Origin of the sequence: Segatella bryantii, from assembly GCF_022024215.1 — a bacterium.
Taxonomy (GTDB): domain Bacteria; phylum Bacteroidota; class Bacteroidia; order Bacteroidales; family Bacteroidaceae; genus Prevotella; species Prevotella bryantii.
The window spans coordinates 1,935,001-1,959,790 of record NZ_CP091798.1; the positions used below are offsets into that span (position 1 = coordinate 1,935,001).

The following is a 24,790-nucleotide window of genomic DNA, read 5'->3' on the forward strand; positions in this document are numbered from 1 at the left end:
GCACTCTTTGAATGAATGGCTGCTTCCAAGCCAACATCCTAGCTGTCATAGGGACCAGACTTCGTTAGACTAACTCAGACAGAATTTCGGGGCCTTAGTTGGCGGTCTGGATTCTTCTCCTCTCGGGGACGGACCTTAGCACCCGCCCCCTTACTGCATATCTGCGGCGCATGAGCATTCGGAGTTCGTCAGGTCTCGATAGGCGGTGAAGCCCTCTTGACCTATCGGTCGCTCTACCTCTCATGCGGATCGATACACGCTGCACCTAAATGCATTTCGGGGAGTACGAGCTATCTCCAAGTTTGATTGGCCTTTCACTCCTACACTCGGCTCATCGGGAAGCTTTTCAACGCTTATCCGTTCGGTCCTCCATTCCGTGTTACCGGAACTTCAACCTGGCCAAGTGTAGATCACTTGGTTTCGCGTCTACCCCCTCTGACTATACGCCCATTTCAGGCTCGCTTTCACTGCGGATACGTATCTGAGATACTAAACCTTGCCAGAGACGGTAACTCGTAGGTTCATTATGCAAAAGGCACGCCGTCACTCATTGCTGAGCTCCGACCGCTTGTAGGCGTATGGTTTCAGGAACTATTTCACTCTCCTCATCGGAGTGCTTTTCACCTTTCCTTCACAGTACTCGTTCACTATCGGTCTCACAGGAGTATTTAGCCTTACCGGATGGTCCCGGCTGATTCACGCAGAATTCCTCGTGCTCCGCGCTACTCAGGATACCGCTATGCCATGTTTCACTTCGTATACAGGACTTTCACCTCCTATGGTTGTTCTTTCCAGAACATTCTACTCACAAAACACATACAATATCGCGGTCCTACTACCCCGCCGATGCCGAAACAACGACGGTTTGGGCTCTTCCCCGGTCGCTCGCCACTACTGGGGGAATCATTAGTTTATTTTCTCTTCCTCGAGGTACTAAGATGTTTCAGTTCCCTCGGTTTGCCTCTCTACATTAGGTAGAGATATACATTCTTCAAATGTATGGGTTGTCCCATTCGGAAATCCTCGGATCAAAGGTTATTTGCACCTACCCGAAGCTTATCGCAGCTTATCACGTCCTTCATCGCCTCTGTGAGCCTAGGCATCCGCCATACGCCCTTTCTTACTTTTTTCTTTACCGATTCAGTCTTGCTTTTTGAAATTGCTTCTCCAAGTAAGATGAACGGTAGCTCATACTTTCAGCTGTATTGTTTCTTGAACTATTGCTAGTTCTCGCTACAGTTTTGCTTGTGTCAATATGTCAAAGATCTTATTGGCTTATCTCACTCTATCAAAAGTGGATTACCTGAAGTGGAGAATAACGGATTCGAACCGTTGACCCCCTGCTTGCAAAGCAGGTGCTCTAGCCAGCTGAGCTAATCCCCCAAACTTTTTTTTGTTTGAGAAGACTGGAAGTTTGTGTAGTCCCAGGCAGACTTGAACTGCCGACCTCCACATTATCAGTGTGGCGCTCTAACCAACTGAGCTATAGGACTATAGTTCCGGGTTGGCTGACTGTCCAAGATTTCTGGGCTTGCATCTTCGAGCCCGGCTTCCTTTTTCTCTTATATATTAAACAGGTTCTGTAGTACAAGGAAACTTTGGATGACATCAACCAACCTTTACGTTTGTCATGTCTCTTGACTTTTACTTACTTCTAAATAAGCATCTCTTCCAGAAAGGAGGTGTTCCAGCCGCACCTTCCGGTACGGCTACCTTGTTACGACTTAGCCCCAATTACCAGTTTTGCCCTAGGCCGACCCTTGCGGTCACGGACTTCAGGCACCCCCGGCTTTCATGGCTTGACGGGCGGTGTGTACAAGGCCCGGGAACGTATTCACCGCGCCATGGCTGATGCGCGATTACTAGCGAATCCAGCTTCGTGAGGTCGGGTTGCAGACCTCAGTCCGAACTGGGACCGGCTTTCTTGATTAGAATAACCTTACGGGCATCCGACTTTCTGTACCGGCCATTGTAACACGTGTGTAGCCCCGGACGTAAGGGCCGTGCTGATTTGACGTCATCCCCACCTTCCTCACACCTTACGGTGGCAGTGTCTCCAGAGTGCCCAGCTTAACCTGATGGCAACTGAAGAGAAGGGTTGCGCTCGTTATGGCACTTAAGCCGACACCTCACGGCACGAGCTGACGACAACCATGCAGCACCTTCACAGATGTCCCGAAGGAAGTCACTATCTCTAGATCCGTCATCTGCAATTCAAGCCCGGGTAAGGTTCCTCGCGTATCATCGAATTAAACCACATGTTCCTCCGCTTGTGCGGGCCCCCGTCAATTCCTTTGAGTTTCACCGTTGCCGGCGTACTCCCCAGGTGGGATGCTTAACGCTTTCGCTTAGCCACTCACCCCGAAGGGCAAACAGCGGGCATCCATCGTTTACCGTGCGGACTACCAGGGTATCTAATCCTGTTCGATACCCGCACTTTCGAGCTTTAGCGTCAGTAACACTACAGCGAGCTGCCTTCGCAATTGGAGTTCTTCGTGATATCTAAGCATTTCACCGCTACACCACGAATTCCGCCCGCTTCCTGTGCACTCAAGTCTGACAGTTCGCGCTGCAGTGCCCAGGTTGAGCCCGGACATTTCACAACACGCTTACCAAACGGCCTGCGCTCCCTTTAAACCCAATAAATCCGGATAACGCCCGGACCTTCCGTATTACCGCGGCTGCTGGCACGGAATTAGCCGGTCCTTATTCGTAGGGTACATGCAAATAACCACACGTGGCTAACTTTATTCCCCTAAAAAAGCAGTTTACAACCCATAGGGCCGTCATCCTGCACGCTACTTGGCTGGTTCAGACTTCCGTCCATTGACCAATATTCCTCACTGCTGCCTCCCGTAGGAGTTTGGACCGTGTCTCAGTTCCAATGTGGGGGACCTTCCTCTCAGAACCCCTACTGATCGTCGGCTAGGTGGGCCGTTACCCCGCCTACTACCTAATCAGACGCATCCCCATCCATAAGCGATAAATCTTTATTCCATCTCAGATGTCTTCGACGGAAACCATAGGGCATTAATCTTACTTTCGCAAGGCTATTCCCTACTTATGGGCAGGTTGGATACGCGATACTCACCCGTGCGCCGGTCGTCATCAAAGAAAGCAAGCTTTCTTCATGTTACCCCTCGACTTGCATGTGTTAAGCCTGTAGCTAGCGTTCATCCTGAGCCAGGATCAAACTCTCCATTGTAAAATATCTTTAAATACCTAATTGAATAGATTATTTGTCTCTGTTTCAAGGACGCTTATCCTTTTATTGAAGTCGGTTTAAAGCCTGGACAAAAACTAAACTTGACGGTTCGTTTTTGTTACCCATTCACACATATCTATAATATGTGAACGCTTCTTGTACTACTTCTCTGTCTATGTAATCTTTTCAAAGAACTCTTTCTTTTAAGCCTCGTAACCAACGTTATTTGGCTGCTTCCGTTTGTTCGAAAGCGAGTGCAAAGGTATACAAAATATCCATAACCTCCAAATGTTTTCAAGAAAAAATTGCAAAAAACTAAGATTTTGCGCATTCTTTGACAATAGAAGCTTATTCCCGTGGACGTACACATTATAATATATAAGGATAAAGGATTAAAGATTAAAATAATATATAAGGATTTTAAAAATAAGAATAATTTTAGATTTAAAGAAGGAAAATTTATTCTAGGACTCCCCTACTCCCACAAATTATACGAGTATTTGTGGTTATACATTCATTGGTTGCTCTGGCCTTACATCCGTCACCATCGGAAACAGCGTGACGAAACTAGTTGACGCAGCTTACTACACTCCCCGACAATTTTTACGGCATCAGCACTACTTTTACCATTCTACGACATGTACAACAAAAGAGAGGTTTTGAATTTTACGGACAATAACCCTCATGAGGTTTGCATATTTGAAATTGCCAGAATGAAATGCCTCAAATACGCGAATTTTGAAGTATTTTCATATCTACCTGAATATCAATATGTTACACATTTAGCGTTTCTTCGGTTCAAGAAATGGGCGCCAAAACCCCAGCTCCTAGGGGTCGAAAGCTTAGGGTTGATGCGATAAGGTCATAGAGTTTAGCAAACAAAGTCTTAGCTTTCGACCCCTAGGAGCTGGGGTTTTGACGGGAGAAAAAATCGAGGGGAAGAAAAAAGACCAAACAGGCTGATCAAAAGTTGAATATTTTAAGCTAGATGACGATTTTTGAAAACACTGTTTTTTGATAAATTATTTGACACACGCACCATCTTTCACATACAAGAACACGAAGGTTAACCCTTCGTTGAACATAGATATTCTTGCTTATACGCAGACTCACCATATCTATATAAACTTGTAGAGCTTTGGGGCTTGTTCAATCACTTCTGCACAGACAGAACCAGTTACTAAAGCAGATTAGAGCCCATTAAAACTATTTGGAACTATTTTCAAATTATTCTTGATGTTTTTTCAGAAAGAGGCTTACACCTATCATATCATCAATTTATGAGTCTCATAATTTACGGAAATTTCTAGTAATATCAAAATGTGTCACTTTTTAAAGGGGACTCAGATCTTATTTTTCACAAGAATATAATTTTTCACCGCTAATCCAAGTCAAAAAAATATATTATCTTTGCAGTACAAATCAAAAAATATATAAACCATGAAGCGAATACTAACATTAGTTATGTGCGCATTAATCGCACTTCCATCGATTTCACAAAAATTTAATGAACATCCATGGAAGAAAAAAAGAGTTGCCTATTTCGGTGATTCCATTACAGACCCAAGACTCAAGGCATCCAAGACCAAATATTGGGGATTTTTAGAAGAGTGGTTGGGCATAACTCCCTATGTATATGGTGTAAGTGGAAGACAATGGAATGATATTCCACGTCAAGCCGACAAATTAAAAGCTGAGCACGGTGATGATTTCGATGCCATTCTTATCTTTATCGGTACCAATGACTTCAATGCAGCCGTCCCTATCGGAGAATGGTATAACGTCAGTGCTGATTCAGTTGTTGCAGCTCACAAAGGTCAATGGGAAAAAGCGAAATATCTAAGATACCATCGTACCATGAACATGAATAACAGCACGCTGAAAGGTCGAATCAATATTGCACTGGATAAATTAAAGAAAATGTATCCCAAGAAGCAAATTGTACTGATGACCCCAATACACAGAGCTGACTTTAAGAGTAGTGATACCAACATACAGCCAGCCGAAGACTATGCTAACGCTTGTGGATTTTTCATCGACGACTATGTACAGGCTATCAAAGAAGCAGGTAATGTATGGTCTGTTCCTGTAATAGACCTTAACGCACTTAGTGGGTTGTATCCTCTTACCGACGAAGGAGCCCAACTTTTCAACAAACCTGACACCGACCGTTTACATCCGAACGACGCAGGACATTACCGTATGGCCAAGACAATACTCTATCAGTTGAGTACATTACCTTGCACCTTTGATATGTAAAATATCATCAAAATAAAAACAATAAGAGTCTTTTTATTCATGCTTTTATTTGCCTATTTAACTCAAAAAAGGTACTTTTGCAAACACTATTTAAAAATTAAATATTATACATGAATAAAAAGGCTCTTATTTGTTTTATCATCATTGGATCTGTTCTTCTAACAACGATTGTTTCTTTAAGCTATAACCTCAATGCACAGAAGAAACAAAACCAAGATATGCTCGAACTTGCTGAACTTGACAAAAAAGAGCTAGAAGACCAATATCAAGAATTTGCTAATCAATACGGTGACATGAAAGACATGATCACCGATAAGGAGATATCCTCTCAATTGGGTATACAACAGACAAAAGCACAACAAATCTTAAAGAAAATAAAGGTTACAGACCCTCATAATGCACAGGAACTAGCCCGATTAAAAAAACAATTGCCTTCATTTAAAAACGTTCTTAAAGCCTATATGAACCAATTGGATTCGTTGAGAAAAACCAACAGTAATCTTATTGCAGAAAATGCTCGAGTAAAAGAACAATTCGATGAAGCAACCAATCATATCACAGGACTGAACACCCAAAACAGAGACCTTTCTTATAAGGTTGCCATTGCCTCACAACTGAATGTAGACGATGTAAATTTACTTTTCAAAAACAAACGAGGAAAAACGACAAAGAAACCCAAAAAAGCGAAAACCATAGAAATTACATTCAACATTGCAAAAAATCCTACGGCTCCGAAAGGCAACAAAAACATGACCGTAGTCGTCAAATCCCCAAATAAAGACTATAATACATCCAAAACTATCAGATATAATGGCCAAAGGACTCCAGTTTCCATTTCAATCCCTCTCCATGAGGACGAAGAATTAGAAAAAGGTATATATCAGGTTACTATTCTATCCAATGGAAAACTACTTGACAAGGAATCTTACACCATTAAGTAATTTCTGACAGAAATAAATTGATGACAGAATAAAGGCCTGATCGTCTATCTGATATATTATTATAAGAAAGACGATGAAGAAAATAACAACAGCCTTAGGTATTTTATTTTTTGCAAACACTTTCTGTTACGGCCAGTATAATGGTCTGACAGATATGAGTAAAAGTAAAATGGCCAAAATGGTTAACACACCAATTGGCTCAGTCCACTGGACTGGTGGATTTTGGAACAATCGCTTCCAAGTACTTAACCAAACTTCGATTTGGGACATGTGGAATACATGGAATGATCCCAATGTATCACACGGATTTCGAAATTTTGAAATCGCAGCTGGAGATGTAGAAGGAGCCCACAAAGGTCCACCTTTTCATGATGGCGATATGTACAAATGGCTTGAAGCCTGCGCTACTGCTTATGCAATAACTAAAGATAAGAAACTTGACCAGTTAATGGACAAGTTTATTGATGCAGTAGCCCGTTCGCAGCGAGCAGATGGATATATCCACACACCTGTTATCATCGAAGAGCGTAAAAAGAATGCTGAATCACACAGCAAAGATAATACTGTTATTGGTATCGAAATTGGTAAAGACCAGAAAAATGCTTTTGCCTCTCGACTCAACTTTGAAACCTATAACTTAGGTCACTTGATAACAGCAGGTATCATACACAAACGAGCAACTGGCAAGGATAATCTTTTCAAATGTAGTGTAAAAGCAGCTGATTTCCTATATAACTTCTTAAAGAATGACAGAGACGAACTTGCTCGAAATGCCATTTGTCCAAGCCATTACATGGGTGCATTCGAAATGTATCGCATGACTGGCAATAAGAAATATATGGAATTAGGCGAAGAACTGATTGCCATTCGTGACAGCGTCAAGAATGGAGAAGATCATAATCAAGACCGAATTCCTTTCCGTCAGCAATATGAAGCAATGGGGCATGCTGTACGAGCAAATTACCTCTATGCAGGTGTAGCCGATCTATATGCTGAAACTGGTGAAGAACAACTGTACAAAAACTTGTCAAGCATCTGGGATGACATTGCAGAACATAAAATCTACATCACTGGTGGATGCGGCGCACTGTACGATGGTGTATCACCTGACGGTACCACTTATAACCAACCTTACATCCAACAGATACACCAAGCATACGGAAGACAGTTTCAGCTGCCAAATGAGACCAGTCACAACGAGACCTGCGCTCAGATAGGTGAACTACTTTATAGCTGGCGACTATTGGAAACAACAGGTGATGCCAAATATGCAGAAATGGTTGAAAACGAATTGTATAATGGTATTCTTCCTGGAATTTCACTAGACGGAACTAAGTATTTCTATACTCAGGCACTTCGTAAAAACAAAGATTTCCCTTACGTTATGCGATGGCCAAAAGAACGTCAGAAATACATTTCTTGTTTCTGTTGTCCACCTAATACACTCCGTACATTGATACAAGCTCAGGAATATGCTTATTCCGTAAACAAAGAAGGAAGCGAACTCTATGTCAACCTGTATGGCGAAAACAAACTGAAAACCAAAAATCTGGATATAGAACAACTTACAGAGTATCCTTTCGAAGGCGATGTTAAACTAATTATTAACAAAGCCAAAGGACTGAAAGCCGTAAAGATGAGAATACCAGAATGGTGTCAAGAATCAGTAAACGAAATTATCAGCAATAGTACTATTACCAATAAGCGTGGAAAAACAATAGCTAAGCCTAATGTTATGTTAGAAAATGGCTACTTAACATTCCAACACAACTACCAAGCTGGTGACATCATCAAGATATCTATGCCTATGCAAGTGAAACTCATCGAAAGCAATCCTCTCGTAGAAGAAAACAAAAACCAAATAGCGGTAAAACGAGGACCTATCGTATACTGTTTGGAAGGCAATGACATCGAGGGAAAAGCTGATATCGATGACATCCAGATTCCTGCAGATGTAAACTTCAAAACTGTAAAACAAACCATAGATGGTCATACCTTTACAGCTCTTGAAGGAAAAGTTGAATTAGCTCAGAGCAAGGCTTGGAATAACCGACAGCTTTATCGTGAACTGAAAAATAACAATAAACAAATTACCGTTCGTCTCATTCCTTATTATGCCTGGGGAAACCGAGGAAATCAGGATATGACAGTTTGGATGAACGTAAGAAAATAAATAATAAAAGGTGGCAATTCGCAAATTGCCACCTTTTTTTATCTAATGAAATTCAGATTAATGCTTACTTTCGTTAGTAACCGAAACTATTTTTGTAGGAGCTTGTTCCTTATTGCGACGATTAACGACAGTAACAACAGCCTGAGCCAAATTTATAAAGGCTAAACCTGTTAACGAAGAAGTATCACAAGCAGCAGGAGTACCAGCATCACCATTTTCACATATACTCTGAACTATAGGAATCTGAGCCAACAAAGGAGCATTCATTTCTTTAGCCAATTCCTTACAGCCCTCTTTACCAAAGATATAATATTTATTCTCTGGGAGTTCAGCAGGAGTAAAATATGCCATATTCTCTACTAAACCTAAAATTGGCACATTCACCTTATCGTTACGATACATATCAATACCCTTGCGAGCATCAGCCAAAGCTACTTTTTGAGGAGTACTTACAATAACTGCACCCGTAATGGACAACGTCTGAAGCAATGTAAGATGAATATCGCTGGTACCAGGAGGAGTATCAAGAATAAAATAATCAAGATCACCCCAATCAGCATCAGCAATAAGCTGTTTCAACGCAGATGTTGCCATGCCACCACGCCATAATGTAGCCGTATCGGGATTTACAAAAAAACCAATACTCAACAATTTAACACCATATTTTTCAACCGGTGCTATGAGATCTCGCCCATCTTTCTTAACAGCATAAGGGCGCTCGCTCTCTACACCAAACATCTTAGGCATAGAAGGACCAAAGATATCTGTATCCAGTAAACCTACCTTATAACCTAATTTAGCCAACGCAATAGCCAAGTTTGCAGAAACAGTACTCTTACCTACACCACCTTTACCTGAGCTGACAGCAATAATATTTTTCACACCAGGAAGCATCTGGCCCACCTCTGGACGAGGAGCAGACTTAAATTCTGTAAGAATGGTAACTTCAACATCATTACTGATATGATAATGAATAGCAGCCTCAGCAGCTTTTACAGTAGATTTCAAGAAAGGATCGGTTTCACGAGGAAAAAGAAGAACTATTTCCACTTTCATACCATCAATCTTGGGCTGATCTGCCAACATCTCACTTTCAATAAGATTTTTTTTGGTTCCCGGATAGATGACCGTTGCCAGTGCATCTGTTATCAATTTGGGATATAATGTCATATCGTTGTTGTGTTTATTTTGAACTTATATATATATACATCGTTTGCATATGCAAAAGTACCGATAAAATATAGAAACTACAAATAAAAACTAATTAATTTCTCTATGACACCGTTTTTAACTATATTTGCAAATAAATCAAAACCAGAACAAATCTATGAAATTTAAGGTTCATATAACCTCTCTTTTACTGCTTTGTGGTACTTTTTCTGTTCAAGCCAAAGATATTGTTCTTTTCAACGGAAAAAATCCAGTAAGCTATACTGTTAATAGTAATCCATCTCCTGTAGTAAACATAGCCTTAAATATGTTTAGTAGTGATATGCAAGCTGTTACAGGTAAAAAAGCTAAAAGTAAAAGTGACTCACCTCTCGCTATTTACCAGTTAGATGCCCTCACTGATAAAGAATTTAAAGAAGTCAGTCGTATAGACTTCCCTTTAAATAAGATTATAGTCAGCAAAGATGCTTTTTGGATGGGCGTAAAGAATGACAAACTTTATATAATTGGTAACAACGGGCGTGGAACAGCATACGGCATTCTTGAACTTTCCAAAATATCCGGTGTATCTCCATGGATATGGTGGGGAGATGTTCATCCTGAAAAAAAATCGCAGCTTATCATCAACGACAAATACCAAACCCTACAAGTTCCTTCCGTAGAATATCGCGGTATATTCATCAACGATGAAGACTGGAGTACACGTACTTGGGCTCACAAAACCCTCGATCGCAAACAGGAGCAAGGGACGATAGGTCCAAACACCTATCGCAAGATCTTTGAACTTCTACTTCGACTCAAAGCTAATACGATATGGCCAGCCATGCATCCTGGAACAAAACCTTTTTTCCAAGTAAAAGGAAACCAAGAAGTAGCAGATAGTTGCGATATATATATCGGAACCTCTCATTGTGAACCATTACTCCGCAATAATGTCGGCGAATGGAATGTAAAAAATATGGGGGCCTTCAACTATCTTACCAACCAAAAGAAAATAGAAGACTACTGGACATATCGTATTAAAGAAACTGCAGGCATGGACGTCATATATACCTTAGGTATGCGTGGCATACATGATGGCAGCATGGAAGGTGTAAAAACTTTAGATGAGAAAACCAAGTGGCTTCAGAAGGTAATTAATGACCAGAGAAAACTACTGCATAAGAATCTAAAAACCGACATTAAAAAAATACCACAAATTTTTGTTCCGTATAAAGAAGTGCTTGATATTTATAACAATGGACTAAAAGTACCCGATGACGTGACTTTGATGTGGTGTGATGACAACTATGGTTATCTTACACATCTATCTAACCCTTCAGAAGCCAAAAGAAGTGGAGGAAGTGGTGTCTATTACCATCTCAGCTACTGGGGAAGGCCTCATGACTATCTATGGCTGACAACCACTCAACCAGGACTTATCTACGAAGAGATGCATAAAGCTTACACCAACAATAATAAACGGATATGGATAGCTAATGTTCACGATCCGAAAGTTGCAGCATATGACTTATCGCTTTTTCTTGATATGGCCTGGAACATCAATATCACCAAGACAAATTCTTTACAGCAACATATGCAAAACTGGCTTTGCCAGCAATTCGGTACACATACAGGCAAACTATTATTGCCCGTTATGAAGGAATTTTATCACCTTACTGCTATCCGTAAACCTGAATTTATGGGATGGACTCAAACCGAACTGGATAAAAAGAAATACAACAGAGGACTATCCCCTATCCAAGACACTGAATTTAATGCCGGTGAATTTGGAAATGAGATAGAACGCTACAAAGCAGCCTATCAAGCGATAAAAGAAAAAGTTGAAGAAATAGAAAAAACAATTCGACCAACACTTAGTGATGCCTACTTCGCAGCTATCAAATATCCTATATTTATGGCTGCAGACATGGCCATCAAACAGCTAGAAGCTCAAGAAGCACGCCATATAGCACGCCCTGGATTATTCTTCAATGATAAAGAAGCAATGACCGCTGCTGCTAATAGCATGACTGCTCATCAGGAGATAATAGCAATGACTAAATACTACAATGAACAATTAGCCGGCGGAAAATGGAATGGTATTATGTCGATGTCTCCAAGAGATTTACCAGTCTTTAAAGAGCCTGCACTACCGGGTATACTTACAGACGAACAAATAAAAAAATATGCTGATAAGGAAATTGATGCAGAACCTTTAGAAAATCACATGAGTAGAGTCATCGCACGAAATGCTGTGCATTACACAGCAGCCAGCAAAGATGTCTACACTACAGAAATGCTCGGTCACAGCATGAATTCACTGAATTTGCCTAAAGGTAGCGTGGTCAAATACAACTTCCTTTGTGAAAAAACAGATTCTGCAATAATCAGAATTGCAACGATCCCTACTCATGCAGTAAACCAAAACGATATTCGTTTCAGTGTGACCATCGACGGAAATAACGAACAGATTTTTACACTTAAAGAACCATTCCGGTCAGAACAATGGAAACAAAACGTGTTACGGGGACAAGCCGTAAAGTCTTTTCAATTACTCTTGGAAAAAGGCACACATACTTTAGAAATAAAAGCATTGGATGAAGGTATCATCTTGGATCAATGGATGATTGACTATAATCTGAATCGCAAATTCTATATGTTTCCTATAGAACCTGCTATCTAACAAAGATATAAGGGATTCACCTGATCATTGGTGAATCCCCCTTTTATATCGACTTATTTGCTTGTTTCTAAACTACTTCTCTTATCACGATGATAACTTCTATAGTCATCTAATTCTATTTCAACATCAGGTTCTTCCAAATTTCCTTCAGTAGGTAACTGGAACTTGAGATACTTGATATTGAGTCCACGCTCTATCCACATTGACTCATAATAAGTCTGAATAGACAGAATGCGTTTCGTGCTATCATCAATACCCTCTGTATGATACAAATCATCTGTACGGAAGAGAACTGGAAGATTATTTTTCTCAACCATATAAGAGGTATAAGTAAATAGAAAATTAGAATCTGTTTTCAGATGAATAATACCCTTATTTACTAAGAAATTACGATAACGATTCAAAAAGAATGTACTCGTAAGACGCTTACGAGGATTCTTCATCTGTGGATCACTAAACGTAAGCCAAATTTCAGCAACCTCATTCTGATCAAAAAAACGGTCGATAATCTCGATATTGGTGCGCAGAAATGCCACATTCTTTAGTCCTTCTTTCAGAGCTTGGGTGGCACCTGTCCACATACGGGCACCCTTGATATCCACACCGATAAAGTTCATTTCGGGATAGAGTTTGGCCAGCTCTACGGTGTATTCACCTCTACCACATCCTAATTCCAAGATTATTGGATTATCGTTATGAAAATACTGTTCACACCAATGTCCCTTCATATCGAATGGAACATCACTGACTACTGAAAATGGATACTGAAACACGTTCTCATAGTGCTCCATATCCGCAAATTTAGCTAATTTTCCTTTTCCCATGCCTTATTTGATAAACGGGTGCAAATATACGAAATAAATTATAAAAAAGCACCGATCTGGAGACAGACCGATGCTTTTTTATGTTGTTTTATAATTTACGATTAACCTATTTGCTGTTCTGCTTTCAGGTCTTCGTAGAAGTAAGCTAATGTTGTATTAAAGTATGGTAATAATAGCAGCAATCCTATACCGAAAGTCAGAATAGCCAGAATTATCCAACCCATGAAGCTCAGAATCAGCCAGAATAGCTTTGCTTTGTGCCCTTTCATCAGATCGACACTGCGTTTCATAGCATCAAGATAGCCTATCTCCTTGTCGTCTTCCATGACAAATTCTACCTGTGAGAGCATCAGAGAGATGATAATGCCAGGTATCAAGAGAAAGACGCATCCAATAGCCTCAAAAAAAGCGACCAACAGTAGGGTGACGCCGATACGTACACAATCTTTATAACCATCGAAAAGATGCCCATAACCAATGTCCTCCTGACGGATAAGGCGCAAGAAGAATACTCGATTTCCCCACATTAAGGGCAAACTCAACAAGAACCATATACCATTTACGCTTGCTCCTGTTGTATCGTCCATAGGGTATGTGATACTCACTCTTGCAATGTTAACTATAAGTGAAAAAATAAGTGTTGCGACAGCACCAATCGTCCACTTGCCTTCCAGTGAGGCTAGAGCTCTGTTTTTGTAAGTTTGATTCGTTTCCATATTTTGGCATAATTATAGGTTATTTTTTCTGTATGGATAGCCCGCTAGCGTTATTATTCGATTACCACTGTAGTCCAACCGTGCTTATCTTCAATAGTACCATACTGAATACCACGAAGTGTATCAAACAACTTCTTAGACCAAGGACCCGGTTTATCACCAAAATTATATCGCTTATTGGTATCCAAATCATCAATATAAGAAATTGGAGAGATGACTGCAGCAGTACCACATGCACCAGCTTCCTCAAACGTTTCTAATTCCTCTTCAGGAATTGGACGACGCTCAACCTTCATACCTAAATCTTCAGCAACCTGCATCAAACTCTTATTAGTAATAGAAGGCAGAATAGAGGTACTCTTAGGTGTAATATACGTATTATTCTTTATACCAAAGAAGTTAGCAGCACCACACTCATCGATATATTTTTTCTCCTTAGCATCCAAGTAAAATTCACAAGCATACCCCTTTTCATGAGCGATAGAATTAGCTTTCAAAGAAGCAGCATAGTTACCACCAACCTTGTAGATACCAGTACCCAAAGGAGCAGAACGATCATAATCACGAATAATTACATAAGGATTAGAAGAGAATCCACCCTTGAAATATGGACCTACTGGAGTAACAAAAATCAAGAAACAATATTCATCAGCAGGATGAACACCCACCTGGGCACTTGTACCAATAAGCAATGGACGAATATAAAGAGTAGCTCCACTCTCGTATGTAGGAATCCATTCCTGATTCAATCTAACCACCTTTTTAACCATTTCTTCAAACAATTCTGTAGGAAGTTCTGGCATCAAGATACCACGGCAAGTACTCTGTAGACGCGCAGCATTCTCATCCATGCGGAACACACGCACCTTACCATCAGGACAACGATATGCTTTCAATCCCTCAAATGCCTCCTGTCCATAATGCAAACAGGTAGCAGCCATGTGCAACTTCAAATACTCATCAGAGCAAACTTCTATTTCGCCCCATTTGCCGTCACGATAGTAGCAGCGTACATTGTAATCAGTCTTCCGATAGCCGAAAGACAAATTAGCCCAATCTAAATCTTTCATAACAATAATATTTTATATGTTATATTTATAATTTCGCACAAAAGTACGAATTTTTATTATATTCTGCAATTACTCACACTATAAATTAACAAAAATATCACTTTTCTTCTATATTAAGTAACTTTTTGATATTTTCATCAGTCTTCGTTAGTTTGTCTTTGCACAATTTGATAAGCTGCTGCGCTTCCTTCAGTTTATCACTCAATGAATCTACATCCAGCTCATCATTTTCCATCTTCTCTACTATCTCTTCGAGTCGATGAACAGCCTCTTCGTATCGAATATTCTTTTTCATATCAGACAATTCTATTTGACAATTGAACGAATTTCACCATTTTCCACTCGCGTTATAATTTCGTCACCCACATGTAAACAACTAGCATCTTTGACAACTTTTCCATTCAACAGAGTGATACTATATCCGCGTTTAAGCAAAAGAGTTGGATCTAACAACATCACTTGTTGCTCTATCATCTGAAGCCTATACTGCTCCTTATTCAGTTTACGCTGAATAGCGGGTAACATTGCCATTTGTAGTCTATCCAAATATTGAAACTGCTGCAAAATCAGACGACCTACCTGATTATTGAGTTTACTCTCTATAGCATCAAGTTTTCTTAAATGGCTGGTTTTAACCAAAGAAAACATCAATGGTATTCTGCCACCCAAATGCTGGATTCTCATTTTCTCCCTAGTCATACGCTCGCGAACGTAGCTAAAAATAAAATCACTAGCATTTTGTACCCGATTGTACACCTGAGCCAAATGCTCTATTAAAAAAGTAGCAGCTGCAGTAGGTGTTTTAACTCTCGTATTTGAAATCATGTCGAGTACACTTTCATCGCGTTCATGACCTATACCTGTAATAATCGGCAAAGGAAAATTAGCCACATTCTCAGCCAATACTAATGTATCAAAGCCCGACATATCACTCGTAGCACCTCCACCACGAATAATGACGACGACATCAAACTCCTCATATCTTTCGTTAATCAGGTTCAGCGCCCCAATCACACTTTTTTCGATTTGTTCACCTTGCATAACCGCAGGAAACAGTTCTATATTAAAGGATAAGCCATACTCATTATTTTGCATTTGATGGCAGAAGTCGCCATAACCTGCAGCATGAACACTGGAAATGACAGCTATCCGTTGGCAAAACATCGGAATAACAAGTTGCTTCTGCAAATCAAAAACCCCTTCATCCTTCAAGACCTGAATAATCTCCAAACGCTTTCGAGCCATATCTCCCAAAGTAAAAGTTGGGTCAATATCATCAATCATCCATGAGAACCCATAATTCTCATGGAATTCAGCATGCACCTGTAACATGATTTTCATACCGGCACGAAGATGCATTCCGGTAATTCGTTCAAAACCTGCACGAATATATACCCATCGATTACGCCAACATTTAGCAGAAGCCTTAGCAATAGGAGTATTCAAATGGTTATCCTTCTCTATCAGTTCCATGAAGCAATGTCCATTGTTCTCTCTATATTCAGACAATTCGGCCTGAACCCAGATACTATCTGGGAGCTGTATCGCGATAACATCGTGGACCAAATGATTCAGTTCATATAAAGAGAGAGCCTGTTTCATGATTACTTATCTTTTTTGCCCATCAGATATGCCTTCCAAAAATCAGGAACACCATATCCAAATATATTATTCGGCCGTGAATAACGGTCTGACGAACGTTTCACTATAGACATAATCTCATAAGCATTCAAATGTGGCAAAGCTTGCCAAAGACAAGCCACCATACCTGCAATAATAGGAGCTGAAAAGGATGTTCCCATATCGTTTATAACAGTGCCACGACCTGTAATAACAGACGCAGGACTACCTATAGCCATAACATCAGGTTTTACCCTTCCATCAGCAGTAAAACCTATTGAACTAAAAGGAGCATTAATGCCTGAACGAGTTATTGCACCAACTGTAAGAATATCACTTGCATCTGCTGGTACATTTATTTTTTTCCAAGAACCCATGCCTTCATTGCCAGCACTATTCACCAAAATAATACCTTTTGAAGCAAGTTTGGCTGCTGTACACGAAATCATCGCCGTCTTACCATCTAAGTTCTCGTATTTATAATCCATCGTCTTATCATCAAAACCATGATATCCCAACGAACTATTAATAACATCTACACCTAATGAATCGGCATATTCTACAGCAGAAGCCCAATAGTCTTCTTCTGCCAGTGATTCTGTCTGTTCATCCTCACAACGAACCAAGACATAAGAAGCACGAGGAGCAGCACCAACATAATAATGCTCAACATCAGCCGCCATTACAGACAACACCATTGTTCCATGCTCCATCTCTTTAAAGACATTTTGCGACCGAGGGCTTACAAAATCGGCAACACCTGCAAGTTGAATCTGATGAAAAGCAGGAATACGATCAACATTCATAAAACCTCCATCCAAGACCGCTATCATCATAGCCTCACCACGATATCCTGCCTCGTGAAGTTTATGCCCATTTAGTTTTTTTATCTGAAACTCGGTAGAACCATAAAACGACTCATTATCCTGAATAAAAGAAGTAATGGTCTTATGGTAATTCATTCGATCACGTCTGTTTATAGAATCAGGCGATTCAAAAACTTTTTTTATGCTTTTAACAAAAGGAATATGCTCTAGTTTTTTAAGGTCCTTAGGAGTACGAACACGCAAAAGAAGTGTATTATTCCATTTACTCTTATCAACAATCTCAAACCCCCAATCACAAATCTGTCGTATGTATCGTTCTGAAATCGGTAAATCAGTACTATCCAAAGAAAGATGCTGCTTTTCCCGTCGTTTTATAGAACGTAAAGAAAGAAACTCCTCTGGTTTTTGCAAAGAATATTGAGACCCAGCCTTATCTGACAAATAAATACGATAAAGATAACATTTACCGCCCGGATAAGAAATTCGGCTTGTATCATCTACATGCCGAGCAAAAATAGCGAAGCATGCTATCATCATCAGTATAATCATTAAAGGTCTTTTCATCTAGGCTAAATATCAATGTTATGCAAAGATACAGTTTTCAATTGGAATGAAAAAATATAAGCATATAATTTATTGATTTATTTTACCAATTCTCTCACTTATCCACATATTTTTACTACCTTTGCACACATATATAAATAAGAAGATTTTAATGGATAATAAGCAAGCAACACTTGAACTAGGTACAAAACCCATCGGTAAATTACTCTGGCAATATGCCCTTCCTGCCATTATTGCCATGACAGCTTCTTCACTGTATAATATTGTGGACAGCATCTTTATCGGCCAAGTATGTGGCCCTTTAGCGATATCAGGACTTACTATTACATTCCCATTTATGAATTTGGCTGCAGCTTTTGGAGCTGCTGTCGGAATAGGAGCCTCAACATTTATTTCTGTAAAGCTAGGACAAAAAGATTATCAAACCGCTCAACACATTCTTGGTAATACCATTACACTTAATATCATCATCGGTATCACCTTTTCGATATTCAGTCTTTTATTTCTCGACCAAATATTGGAATTTTTCGGAGCATCAGAAGCAACACTCCCTTTTGCTGCAGACTATATGGTTGTCATACTAGCCGGTAATGTTTTCTCGCACATGTATTTTGGAATGAATGCACTCTTACGTGCAGCGAGCAAACCCAAACAAGCCATGTTTGCAACAATCTTCACTGTCATTATGAACTCGATACTCGACTATATTTTCATCTTTATACTAAAATGGGGTATCGCAGGAGCAGCTTACGCAACCATTCTTGCCCAAATTATTGCTTTATGTTGGCAAATTTGGTTGTTCAGCGACCAAAAGCAATTACTGCATTTCAAAAGAGGAATATATTATCTAAACAAGTCAATTGTAAAAAATATACTTGCGATAGGAATATCCCCTTTTGCCATGAACGTATGTGCCTGCATCGTGGTCATCTTTATCAATAAACAATTAGCACACTATGGAGGAGATCTAGACATCGGAGCTTATGGCATCGCAAACAAAGTAGCATTTGTATTTGTCATGTTTGTTATGGGTGTTAATCAAGGCATGCAGCCTATAGCCGGATACAACTATGGAGCACAAAAACTAGATAGAATGATACATGTCGTAAAACTTTCTGTTTTAACTGCCACACTCATCATGACAACTGGCTGGCTTATAGGAATGTTTCTACCTTATTATTGCGCACGCTTATTTACTACCGACGCTACCCTTATTCAGCTAGGTATGAAAGCCATCAGAATTAGCCTATTGGCTTTCCCTGTTATAGGCTATCAAATGGTTGTCACCAACTTTTTTCAAAGTATAGGAAAGATAAAAATCAGTATATTCTTGAGTTTGTCTCGCCAGCTGTTATTATTAATACCACTACTTGCCATTCTTCCTCTTTTTCTGGAAATTGATGGTATCTGGTACTCTATGCCAATAAGCGATTTTCTCTCAGCTATCATTGCTGGGTGGACAATGATTGTATATATGCGTAAATTTAATCGCATGCATCGCGAGTCTCAAGCTTTAGCAAATATGAACAAATAAACTAGGTTATCATGGCAAATAAAAAGATTATCATCAATGTAGGTAGACAAATAGGAAGTGGAGGAAAGATTATAGCTCATAAACTATCGGAAGAGTTCAACTGCAAATTTTACGATAAAGAAATACTCAACCTTGCCGCAAAAGAGAGTGGATTCGATGCAAAATTCTTTGAACAAAATGATGAGAAAAAAGGATTTTTCAAATCTCTTTTCCATTTTCATATGCCATTAGTTGGAGACAACAACTTTTATCGAAGTGACTTTACGCAGGAAAGTCTCTATAAGATGCAAAGTGACGCGATAAGAAAAGCAGCAACGGAAAACAGTTGCGTGTTTGTCGGAAGAACTGCTGACTATATTCTTCGTGACTTCGACAATGTGGTTAACATTTTTATATCTGCCAATATGGAAGAACGCGTGGAAAGAGTAAGTCGAAGACTGAAGATAAGCTCCAAAGATGCTCAAAAGTACATTTTCCGCAACGAGGAAGAAAGAGCATCATACTATAATTACTACACGGGTAAAAAATGGGGACATGGAGAGAGCTATGACTTATGTATTAATTCTTCTCTTCTAGGAATCGACAATACATCTACTTATATTGCAGATTTTATTCGTAAATACTTTAAGCTATGAAAAAAGTAGGAATCATTTCAGACACACACGCATTTTGGGATGAAAAATACGAAAAATATTTCTGCGAGTGTGATGAAATTTGGCATGCTGGAGACATCGGCTCAACAGAAATAGCCGACAAATTTGAAGCCATGAAACCTATTTTCAGAGCTGTATATGGTAACTGTGACGGATATGATATCCGAGCAAGATATCCAGAAATACTTCGCTTTAAATGCGAAGATGTGGATGTATTACTGAAACATATCGGAGGCTATCCTGGCAAATACGACCCTTCGATACGCAATAAATTGTACGCTTCGCCACCCGACCTATTTATAGATGGGCATTCACACATTCTTAAAGTGATGTCTGATAAAACGCTAAATCTGCTTCATATCAATCCAGGTGCAGCAGGACAAATGGGTTGGCAAAAAGAAAGAACCATCGTAAAACTGACAATAGATGGCAATAAATTCACCGACTGCGAAGTTATAACATTAGGAAATAATAATTCACGACTATAATGGATGCATTATCACAAGAACTAGAAAATTATCTTATCAGTTTAGGCAAGAATCCTTCTATCGTAAGTGAACGCATGGCGCACTATACCGAGCACTTGATTCACTTACTCAACATAAAGGATGAACTACTGATTGACAATTACTATGGACTGGCAGGACATCCGTTGAAATCAGCTGAAGAACTGGCAGAGATCAATAAGACGACACCTGATGTTATCAGACAAGTCGTAGAGGTACTGCTACGCCGCCTTTCTGTTACACCGGAATGGCAGATGATGAAACAATTAATCCCTCATAATAAATAATCCATATGAAAAAAATTATGCTTTTAGGCTCAGGAGAACTGGGCAAAGAATTTACTATTGCTGCTAAGCGAGCTGGCCAATACGTCATCGCTTGCGATAAGTATGATAATGCACCAGCCATGCAGGTAGCCGATGAGCGTGAAACATTTTCGATGCTGGATGGAGATGCACTCACAGCTGTTGTCAACAAACATCAACCAGACATCATAGTTCCTGAAATAGAAGCTATCAGAACAGAACGTCTGTTCGATTTTGAGAAACAAGGTGTACAGGTAGTACCATCAGCAAGAGCCGTAAATTACACCATGAACCGAAGAGCAATTCGCGATCTTGCTTCTCAGGAACTAGGCCTACGTACAGCTAAATATTTTTATGCTAAAACATTTGATGAATTCAAAAAAGCAGCCGATGAAATTGGTTTCCCTTGTGTAGTAAAACCTTTGATGAGCTCTTCTGGTCATGGTCAGAGCTATGTACATAATGACGACGAACTGAAAGAGGCATTCAAAGATGCGATGGAGGAAGGTCGCGGTGATGTAAAAGAAGTCATTATTGAAGAATTTATAGATTTTGATTCAGAGTTTACATTGCTTACTGTAACCCAAAAGAACCTCCCAACACTATTCTGCCCTCCTATAGGTCATATTCAGAAAGGTGGCGACTATCGTGAAAGTTGGATGCCTTACCAAATTTCTGAAGAAGCTCTCAAAACTGCAGAGCACATGGCTGACGAGGTAACCAAAGCGCTTACAGGATATGGCATATGGGGTGTAGAATTCTTCCTCACCAAACAGGGAGAAGTTATCTTCTCTGAATTGAGTCCTCGACCACACGATACGGGTATGGTAACTCTAAGCCACTGCACCAATTTAAGTGAGTTCGAACTTCACTTCCGGGCTGTAATGGGCCTTCCTATCCCTGCTATTCATCTAGAACACAGTGGTGCGAGTGCCGTTATCCTTTCTCCTGTAGAAAGTAACGAGCCATTAGACTATAACCTAGAAGAAGTATGCAAAGAAGACAAAGCTCGCATTCGTATATTCAATAAGCCAGAAGCTCACATTGGTCGACGTATGGGTGTGGTTACTTGCTATGATGAAGTTGGATGCGATATGGAAGCTCTCCGAGATAAAGCAAAGCGTTTGGCCAAAACTGTTCTCGGAACAGATCCATATATGAAGAAATAAAACAACAACCGTTTTATAAAAGAAAAAAGGGTATGCAGACAAAAAACTGCATACCCTTTTACGTCTAATCAAAAATAAATGCCAGTATGATATACAAAAAGACGAAAGAATTACGTTAAATAAGTAATGTTTGGAAAAATGATCACATTAAGAAAAATTGTTGATCCACGAGGCAATCTTACCGTTGCGGAACAACTTAAAGATATACCCTTTCAGGTGAGGAGAGTATATTGGACCTATGATGTACCTGGCGGTATAAGTCGTGGAGGACATGCCCACAAACACTGCCGAGAATTTATCGTTGCAGTAAGCGGGTCTTTTACGGTCACACTTGATAATGGAAATAATAAACAATCCTTTTTACTCAACCACCCTTATCAAGGACTTCTCGTCGAAACAAACGTTTGGCGAACCCTAGAAGATTTTTCATCCGGATCCGTATGTTTAGTATTGGCAGAAGATCCTTTCGAAGAAGAAGATTATATCCGAGAATATTCTGAATTTCAAGAATATATAAAATGTTTGAAATAAAGAAATACGAAGCACAATACAAAGAACAATGGGATGAGTTTGTAACTCATTCTAAACAAGGTACATTCCTGTTTCAACGTGACTACATGGAATATCACAGCGATAGATTTACCGATTATTCTCTTATTATCCTTAAAGACCATAAAATATATGCCCTTCTTCCAGGTAACCAAGATGGAAATGTATTTTGGTCTCATCAAGGACTAACCTATGGAGGAATCATTACGAGTCATCAGGCTACAGCTGTCGATATATGCGAAATTTTTAAACAGATAAATTTGTTTTTAAAACAAGCTCACTTCAAAAAGGTAATCTATAAAGCCATACCTTGGATTTATCAGATTATTCCTTCCGAAGAAGATTTATATGCGCTTATTAACATATGTCACGCTCAGATTGTAACAAGAAATATAGCTTCTGTAGTTTATCAAAAAGATCCCATTAAATGGAAGCACGACAGACACTACGGAGCAAACAAAGCAAGAACAAACGGCATCAGCGTAGAACAAAACGACGATGAATACAAAACTTTTTGGAAAATACTTGAAGAAAACCTCTATAATACCTATCATGCTAAACCTGTGCATACCTTAGAGGAAATACGTCTTCTTCAAAACAGATTTCCAAATAATATCAAACTATATGTAGCCAAAAAAGGCGAACAAGTTATCGGAGGAACACTACTGTATATAACCCCGCGCGTTGTACATGCACAATATATATCTGCCAGTGCAGAAGGAAAACATCTACACGCCGTCGATGCACTATTCAGAAAGATTCTAACTGAAGAATACACAAACTATCCATATTTCGACTTTGGAACTTCTAACGAGGATCATGGTAAAACCATTAATCAAAGTTTAATTTACCAAAAAGAAGGATTTGGAGGCCGTGGAGTTTGTTATGACTGGTATGAATGGAATATCTGATATGAAAATAGACTATCTTTCACTGAAAAAAGTTACCAATATGCATCTTGCAGAAATACAGGATGCCATCAGCCACACGGTTGAAAGTGGTTGGTATCTACAAGGCTATTCTACTCAACAATTTGAATACGAATATGCCAACTATATTGGTACACAATATTGTATAGGCTGTGGCAATGGACTTGATGCACTATCCCTAATATTTCGTGCTTATAAGGAAATGGGGGAATTAAAAGACGATGATGAAGTTATTGTTCCTGCAAATACATATATCGCTTCTATCTTATCCATCACTGCAAATCACCTAAAACCCGTATTGGTGGAACCTCGCATAGATACACTGCAGATAGACGATGATTTAATCGAACAAGCAATTACACCACGTACGAAAGCCATACTAATTGTACATCTTTATGGTCGGTGTTCCATGACCAACAAGATACAGCAACTTTGCAAAAAAAATAATCTGAAACTGATTGAAGATAATGCACAGGCACATGGTTGCCTTTATAACAACAAACATACAGGAAGTCTTGGAGATGCAGGGGCACACTCATTTTATCCAGGAAAAAATTTGGGAGCATTAGGTGATGCTGGAGCTGTTACTACAAATGACCATAAACTAGCTGAAACAGTAAAAGCTTTGGGGAACTATGGCTCACAACAAAAATATGTATTCTCATACCAAGGCAAGAACAGTAGAATAGATGAAATACAAGCTGCTATATTACGAGTAAAACTAAAATACATCGATTATGATAATCAGAAAAGAAGAGAAATAGCACAGCTATATAATGCCCAAATTAAGAATAAGCATATTATCATACCTCAAGGACAAATTAGCGATAATGTATATCATATCTATCCAATACTCTGCCCTGAAAGAGATAGACTACAAGCTTTTCTGAAAGATAAAGGAATAAGTACAATGATACACTATCCGATTCCACCACATCAACAACAATGCTATAAAATGTGGAACAAGCTCTCGTATCCAATTACCGAGAAAATACATCAAGAAGAGTTGAGTATTCCACTTAACCAAACCTTATTACCTGAAGAAATAAACTACATCATTAATAGTATCAATCAATTTGATTAAAGAAATGATATAGACTTTCAATCAATA

At 39.4% G+C, this 24,790-nt stretch carries 19 protein-coding genes, 2 tRNA genes and 2 rRNA genes (1 of these 23 cut by a window edge); 12 read left to right on the top strand and 11 right to left on the bottom strand.

Annotated elements, in window-relative coordinates; all coding sequences use genetic code 11:
• The 4 genes from L6471_RS12155 to L6471_RS12170 all read right to left on the bottom strand — a co-directional run.
• Positions 1–1,130 (bottom strand): 23S ribosomal RNA (locus tag L6471_RS12155); it reaches 1,765 nt to the left of the window's first position.
• 179 nt (positions 1,131–1,309) lie between these two features.
• Positions 1,310–1,383 (bottom strand) — tRNA-Ala (locus tag L6471_RS12160).
• 36 nt (positions 1,384–1,419) lie between these two features.
• Positions 1,420–1,493: transfer RNA gene (locus tag L6471_RS12165), tRNA-Ile, on the bottom strand.
• 182 nt (positions 1,494–1,675) lie between these two features.
• A 16S ribosomal RNA gene (locus L6471_RS12170) occupies positions 1,676–3,205 on the bottom strand.
• Together the 16S and 23S rRNA genes with 2 tRNA genes alongside form the textbook arrangement of a ribosomal RNA operon.
• A 1,440-nt stretch (positions 3,206–4,645) precedes the next feature.
• On the opposite strand from L6471_RS12170, the gene L6471_RS12175 reads away from it, so the two are divergent.
• The 3 genes from L6471_RS12175 (at position 4,646) to L6471_RS12185 (ending at position 8,578) form a co-directional block, all read left to right on the top strand.
• Entirely contained in the window at positions 4,646–5,464 is an 819-nt protein-coding gene (locus tag L6471_RS12175) for an SGNH/GDSL hydrolase family protein (protein ID WP_027453277.1), read from the top strand.
• 110 nt (positions 5,465–5,574) lie between these two features.
• Complete coding sequence (locus L6471_RS12180; protein WP_237797412.1) at positions 5,575–6,405, top strand: hypothetical protein; 831 nt, start codon at positions 5,575–5,577, stop codon at positions 6,403–6,405.
• Positions 6,406–6,478: 73 nt separating this feature from the next.
• Positions 6,479–8,578, top strand: coding sequence for a glycoside hydrolase family 127 protein (locus L6471_RS12185; protein WP_006282035.1), 2,100 nt, complete (start codon positions 6,479–6,481; stop codon positions 8,576–8,578).
• A 57-nt stretch (positions 8,579–8,635) separates the two neighbouring features.
• On the opposite strand, the gene L6471_RS12190 is transcribed toward L6471_RS12185, so the two are convergent.
• Entirely contained in the window at positions 8,636–9,748 is a 1,113-nt protein-coding gene (locus tag L6471_RS12190; protein ID WP_006282036.1) for an Mrp/NBP35 family ATP-binding protein, read from the bottom strand.
• 157 nt (positions 9,749–9,905) lie between these two features.
• Here L6471_RS12190 and L6471_RS12195 point away from each other — a divergent pair, with 157 nt between their 5' ends.
• Positions 9,906–12,413: a glycosyl hydrolase 115 family protein gene (locus L6471_RS12195; protein WP_237797413.1), complete on the top strand. Its 2,508-nt coding sequence runs from the start codon at positions 9,906–9,908 to the stop codon at positions 12,411–12,413.
• A 53-nt stretch (positions 12,414–12,466) separates the two neighbouring features.
• On the opposite strand, the gene trmB is transcribed toward L6471_RS12195, so the two are convergent.
• From trmB to L6471_RS12225, 6 genes are all read right to left on the bottom strand, one after another.
• Entirely contained in the window at positions 12,467–13,237 is a 771-nt protein-coding gene (trmB, locus tag L6471_RS12200; protein ID WP_006282038.1) for a tRNA (guanosine(46)-N7)-methyltransferase TrmB, read from the bottom strand.
• Positions 13,238–13,338: 101 nt separating this feature from the next.
• A complete protein-coding gene (locus L6471_RS12205) occupies positions 13,339–13,953 on the bottom strand; it encodes a DUF975 family protein (protein ID WP_237797414.1) in 615 nt (204 codons plus the stop codon).
• A 53-nt stretch (positions 13,954–14,006) separates the two neighbouring features.
• Positions 14,007–15,023 (bottom strand): branched-chain amino acid aminotransferase, encoded by a 1,017-nt coding sequence (locus L6471_RS12210; RefSeq protein WP_074549332.1) that lies wholly within the window; start codon positions 15,021–15,023, stop codon positions 14,007–14,009.
• A gap of 97 nt (positions 15,024–15,120) precedes the next feature.
• Positions 15,121–15,318: an exodeoxyribonuclease VII small subunit gene (xseB, locus tag L6471_RS12215; protein ID WP_027453284.1), complete on the bottom strand. Its 198-nt coding sequence runs from the start codon at positions 15,316–15,318 to the stop codon at positions 15,121–15,123.
• 11 nt (positions 15,319–15,329) lie between these two features.
• Complete coding sequence (gene xseA, locus L6471_RS12220) at positions 15,330–16,625, bottom strand: exodeoxyribonuclease VII large subunit (RefSeq protein ID WP_074614594.1); 1,296 nt, start codon at positions 16,623–16,625, stop codon at positions 15,330–15,332.
• A gap of 2 nt (positions 16,626–16,627) precedes the next feature.
• Complete coding sequence (locus L6471_RS12225) at positions 16,628–18,034, bottom strand: S8 family peptidase (protein WP_237797415.1); 1,407 nt, start codon at positions 18,032–18,034, stop codon at positions 16,628–16,630.
• A gap of 151 nt (positions 18,035–18,185) precedes the next feature.
• On the opposite strand from L6471_RS12225, the gene L6471_RS12230 reads away from it, so the two are divergent.
• The 8 genes from L6471_RS12230 (at position 18,186) to L6471_RS12265 (ending at position 24,763) form a co-directional block, all read left to right on the top strand.
• Entirely contained in the window at positions 18,186–19,568 is a 1,383-nt protein-coding gene (locus L6471_RS12230) for an MATE family efflux transporter (protein WP_237797416.1), read from the top strand.
• 11 nt (positions 19,569–19,579) lie between these two features.
• Positions 19,580–20,203 (top strand): cytidylate kinase-like family protein, encoded by a 624-nt coding sequence (locus L6471_RS12235; RefSeq protein WP_006282046.1) that lies wholly within the window; start codon positions 19,580–19,582, stop codon positions 20,201–20,203.
• Positions 20,200–20,709 carry a metallophosphoesterase family protein gene (locus L6471_RS12240; RefSeq protein ID WP_074614595.1) on the top strand — a complete coding sequence of 170 codons (510 nt, stop codon included), beginning with the start codon at positions 20,200–20,202 and terminating at the stop codon, positions 20,707–20,709. The genes L6471_RS12235 and L6471_RS12240 overlap by 4 nt, the downstream gene beginning before the upstream one ends.
• Complete coding sequence (locus tag L6471_RS12245; protein ID WP_006282048.1) at positions 20,709–21,014, top strand: hypothetical protein; 306 nt, start codon at positions 20,709–20,711, stop codon at positions 21,012–21,014. Before L6471_RS12240 ends, L6471_RS12245 begins: the two co-directional genes overlap by 1 nt.
• Before the next feature lie 5 nt (positions 21,015–21,019).
• Positions 21,020–22,201, top strand: coding sequence for a formate-dependent phosphoribosylglycinamide formyltransferase (purT, locus tag L6471_RS12250; protein WP_006282049.1), 1,182 nt, complete (start codon positions 21,020–21,022; stop codon positions 22,199–22,201).
• A gap of 126 nt (positions 22,202–22,327) precedes the next feature.
• A complete protein-coding gene (locus L6471_RS12255; RefSeq protein ID WP_027453289.1) occupies positions 22,328–22,732 on the top strand; it encodes a sugar 3,4-ketoisomerase in 405 nt (134 codons plus the stop codon).
• Complete coding sequence (locus L6471_RS12260; protein ID WP_094448837.1) at positions 22,720–23,661, top strand: GNAT family N-acetyltransferase; 942 nt, start codon at positions 22,720–22,722, stop codon at positions 23,659–23,661. Before L6471_RS12255 ends, L6471_RS12260 begins: the two co-directional genes overlap by 13 nt.
• A 1-nt stretch (position 23,662) precedes the next feature.
• Positions 23,663–24,763, top strand: a complete 1,101-nt coding sequence (locus tag L6471_RS12265; RefSeq protein ID WP_074614623.1) for a DegT/DnrJ/EryC1/StrS family aminotransferase — start codon at positions 23,663–23,665, stop codon at positions 24,761–24,763.
• Positions 24,764–24,790: the final 27 nt, after the last annotated feature.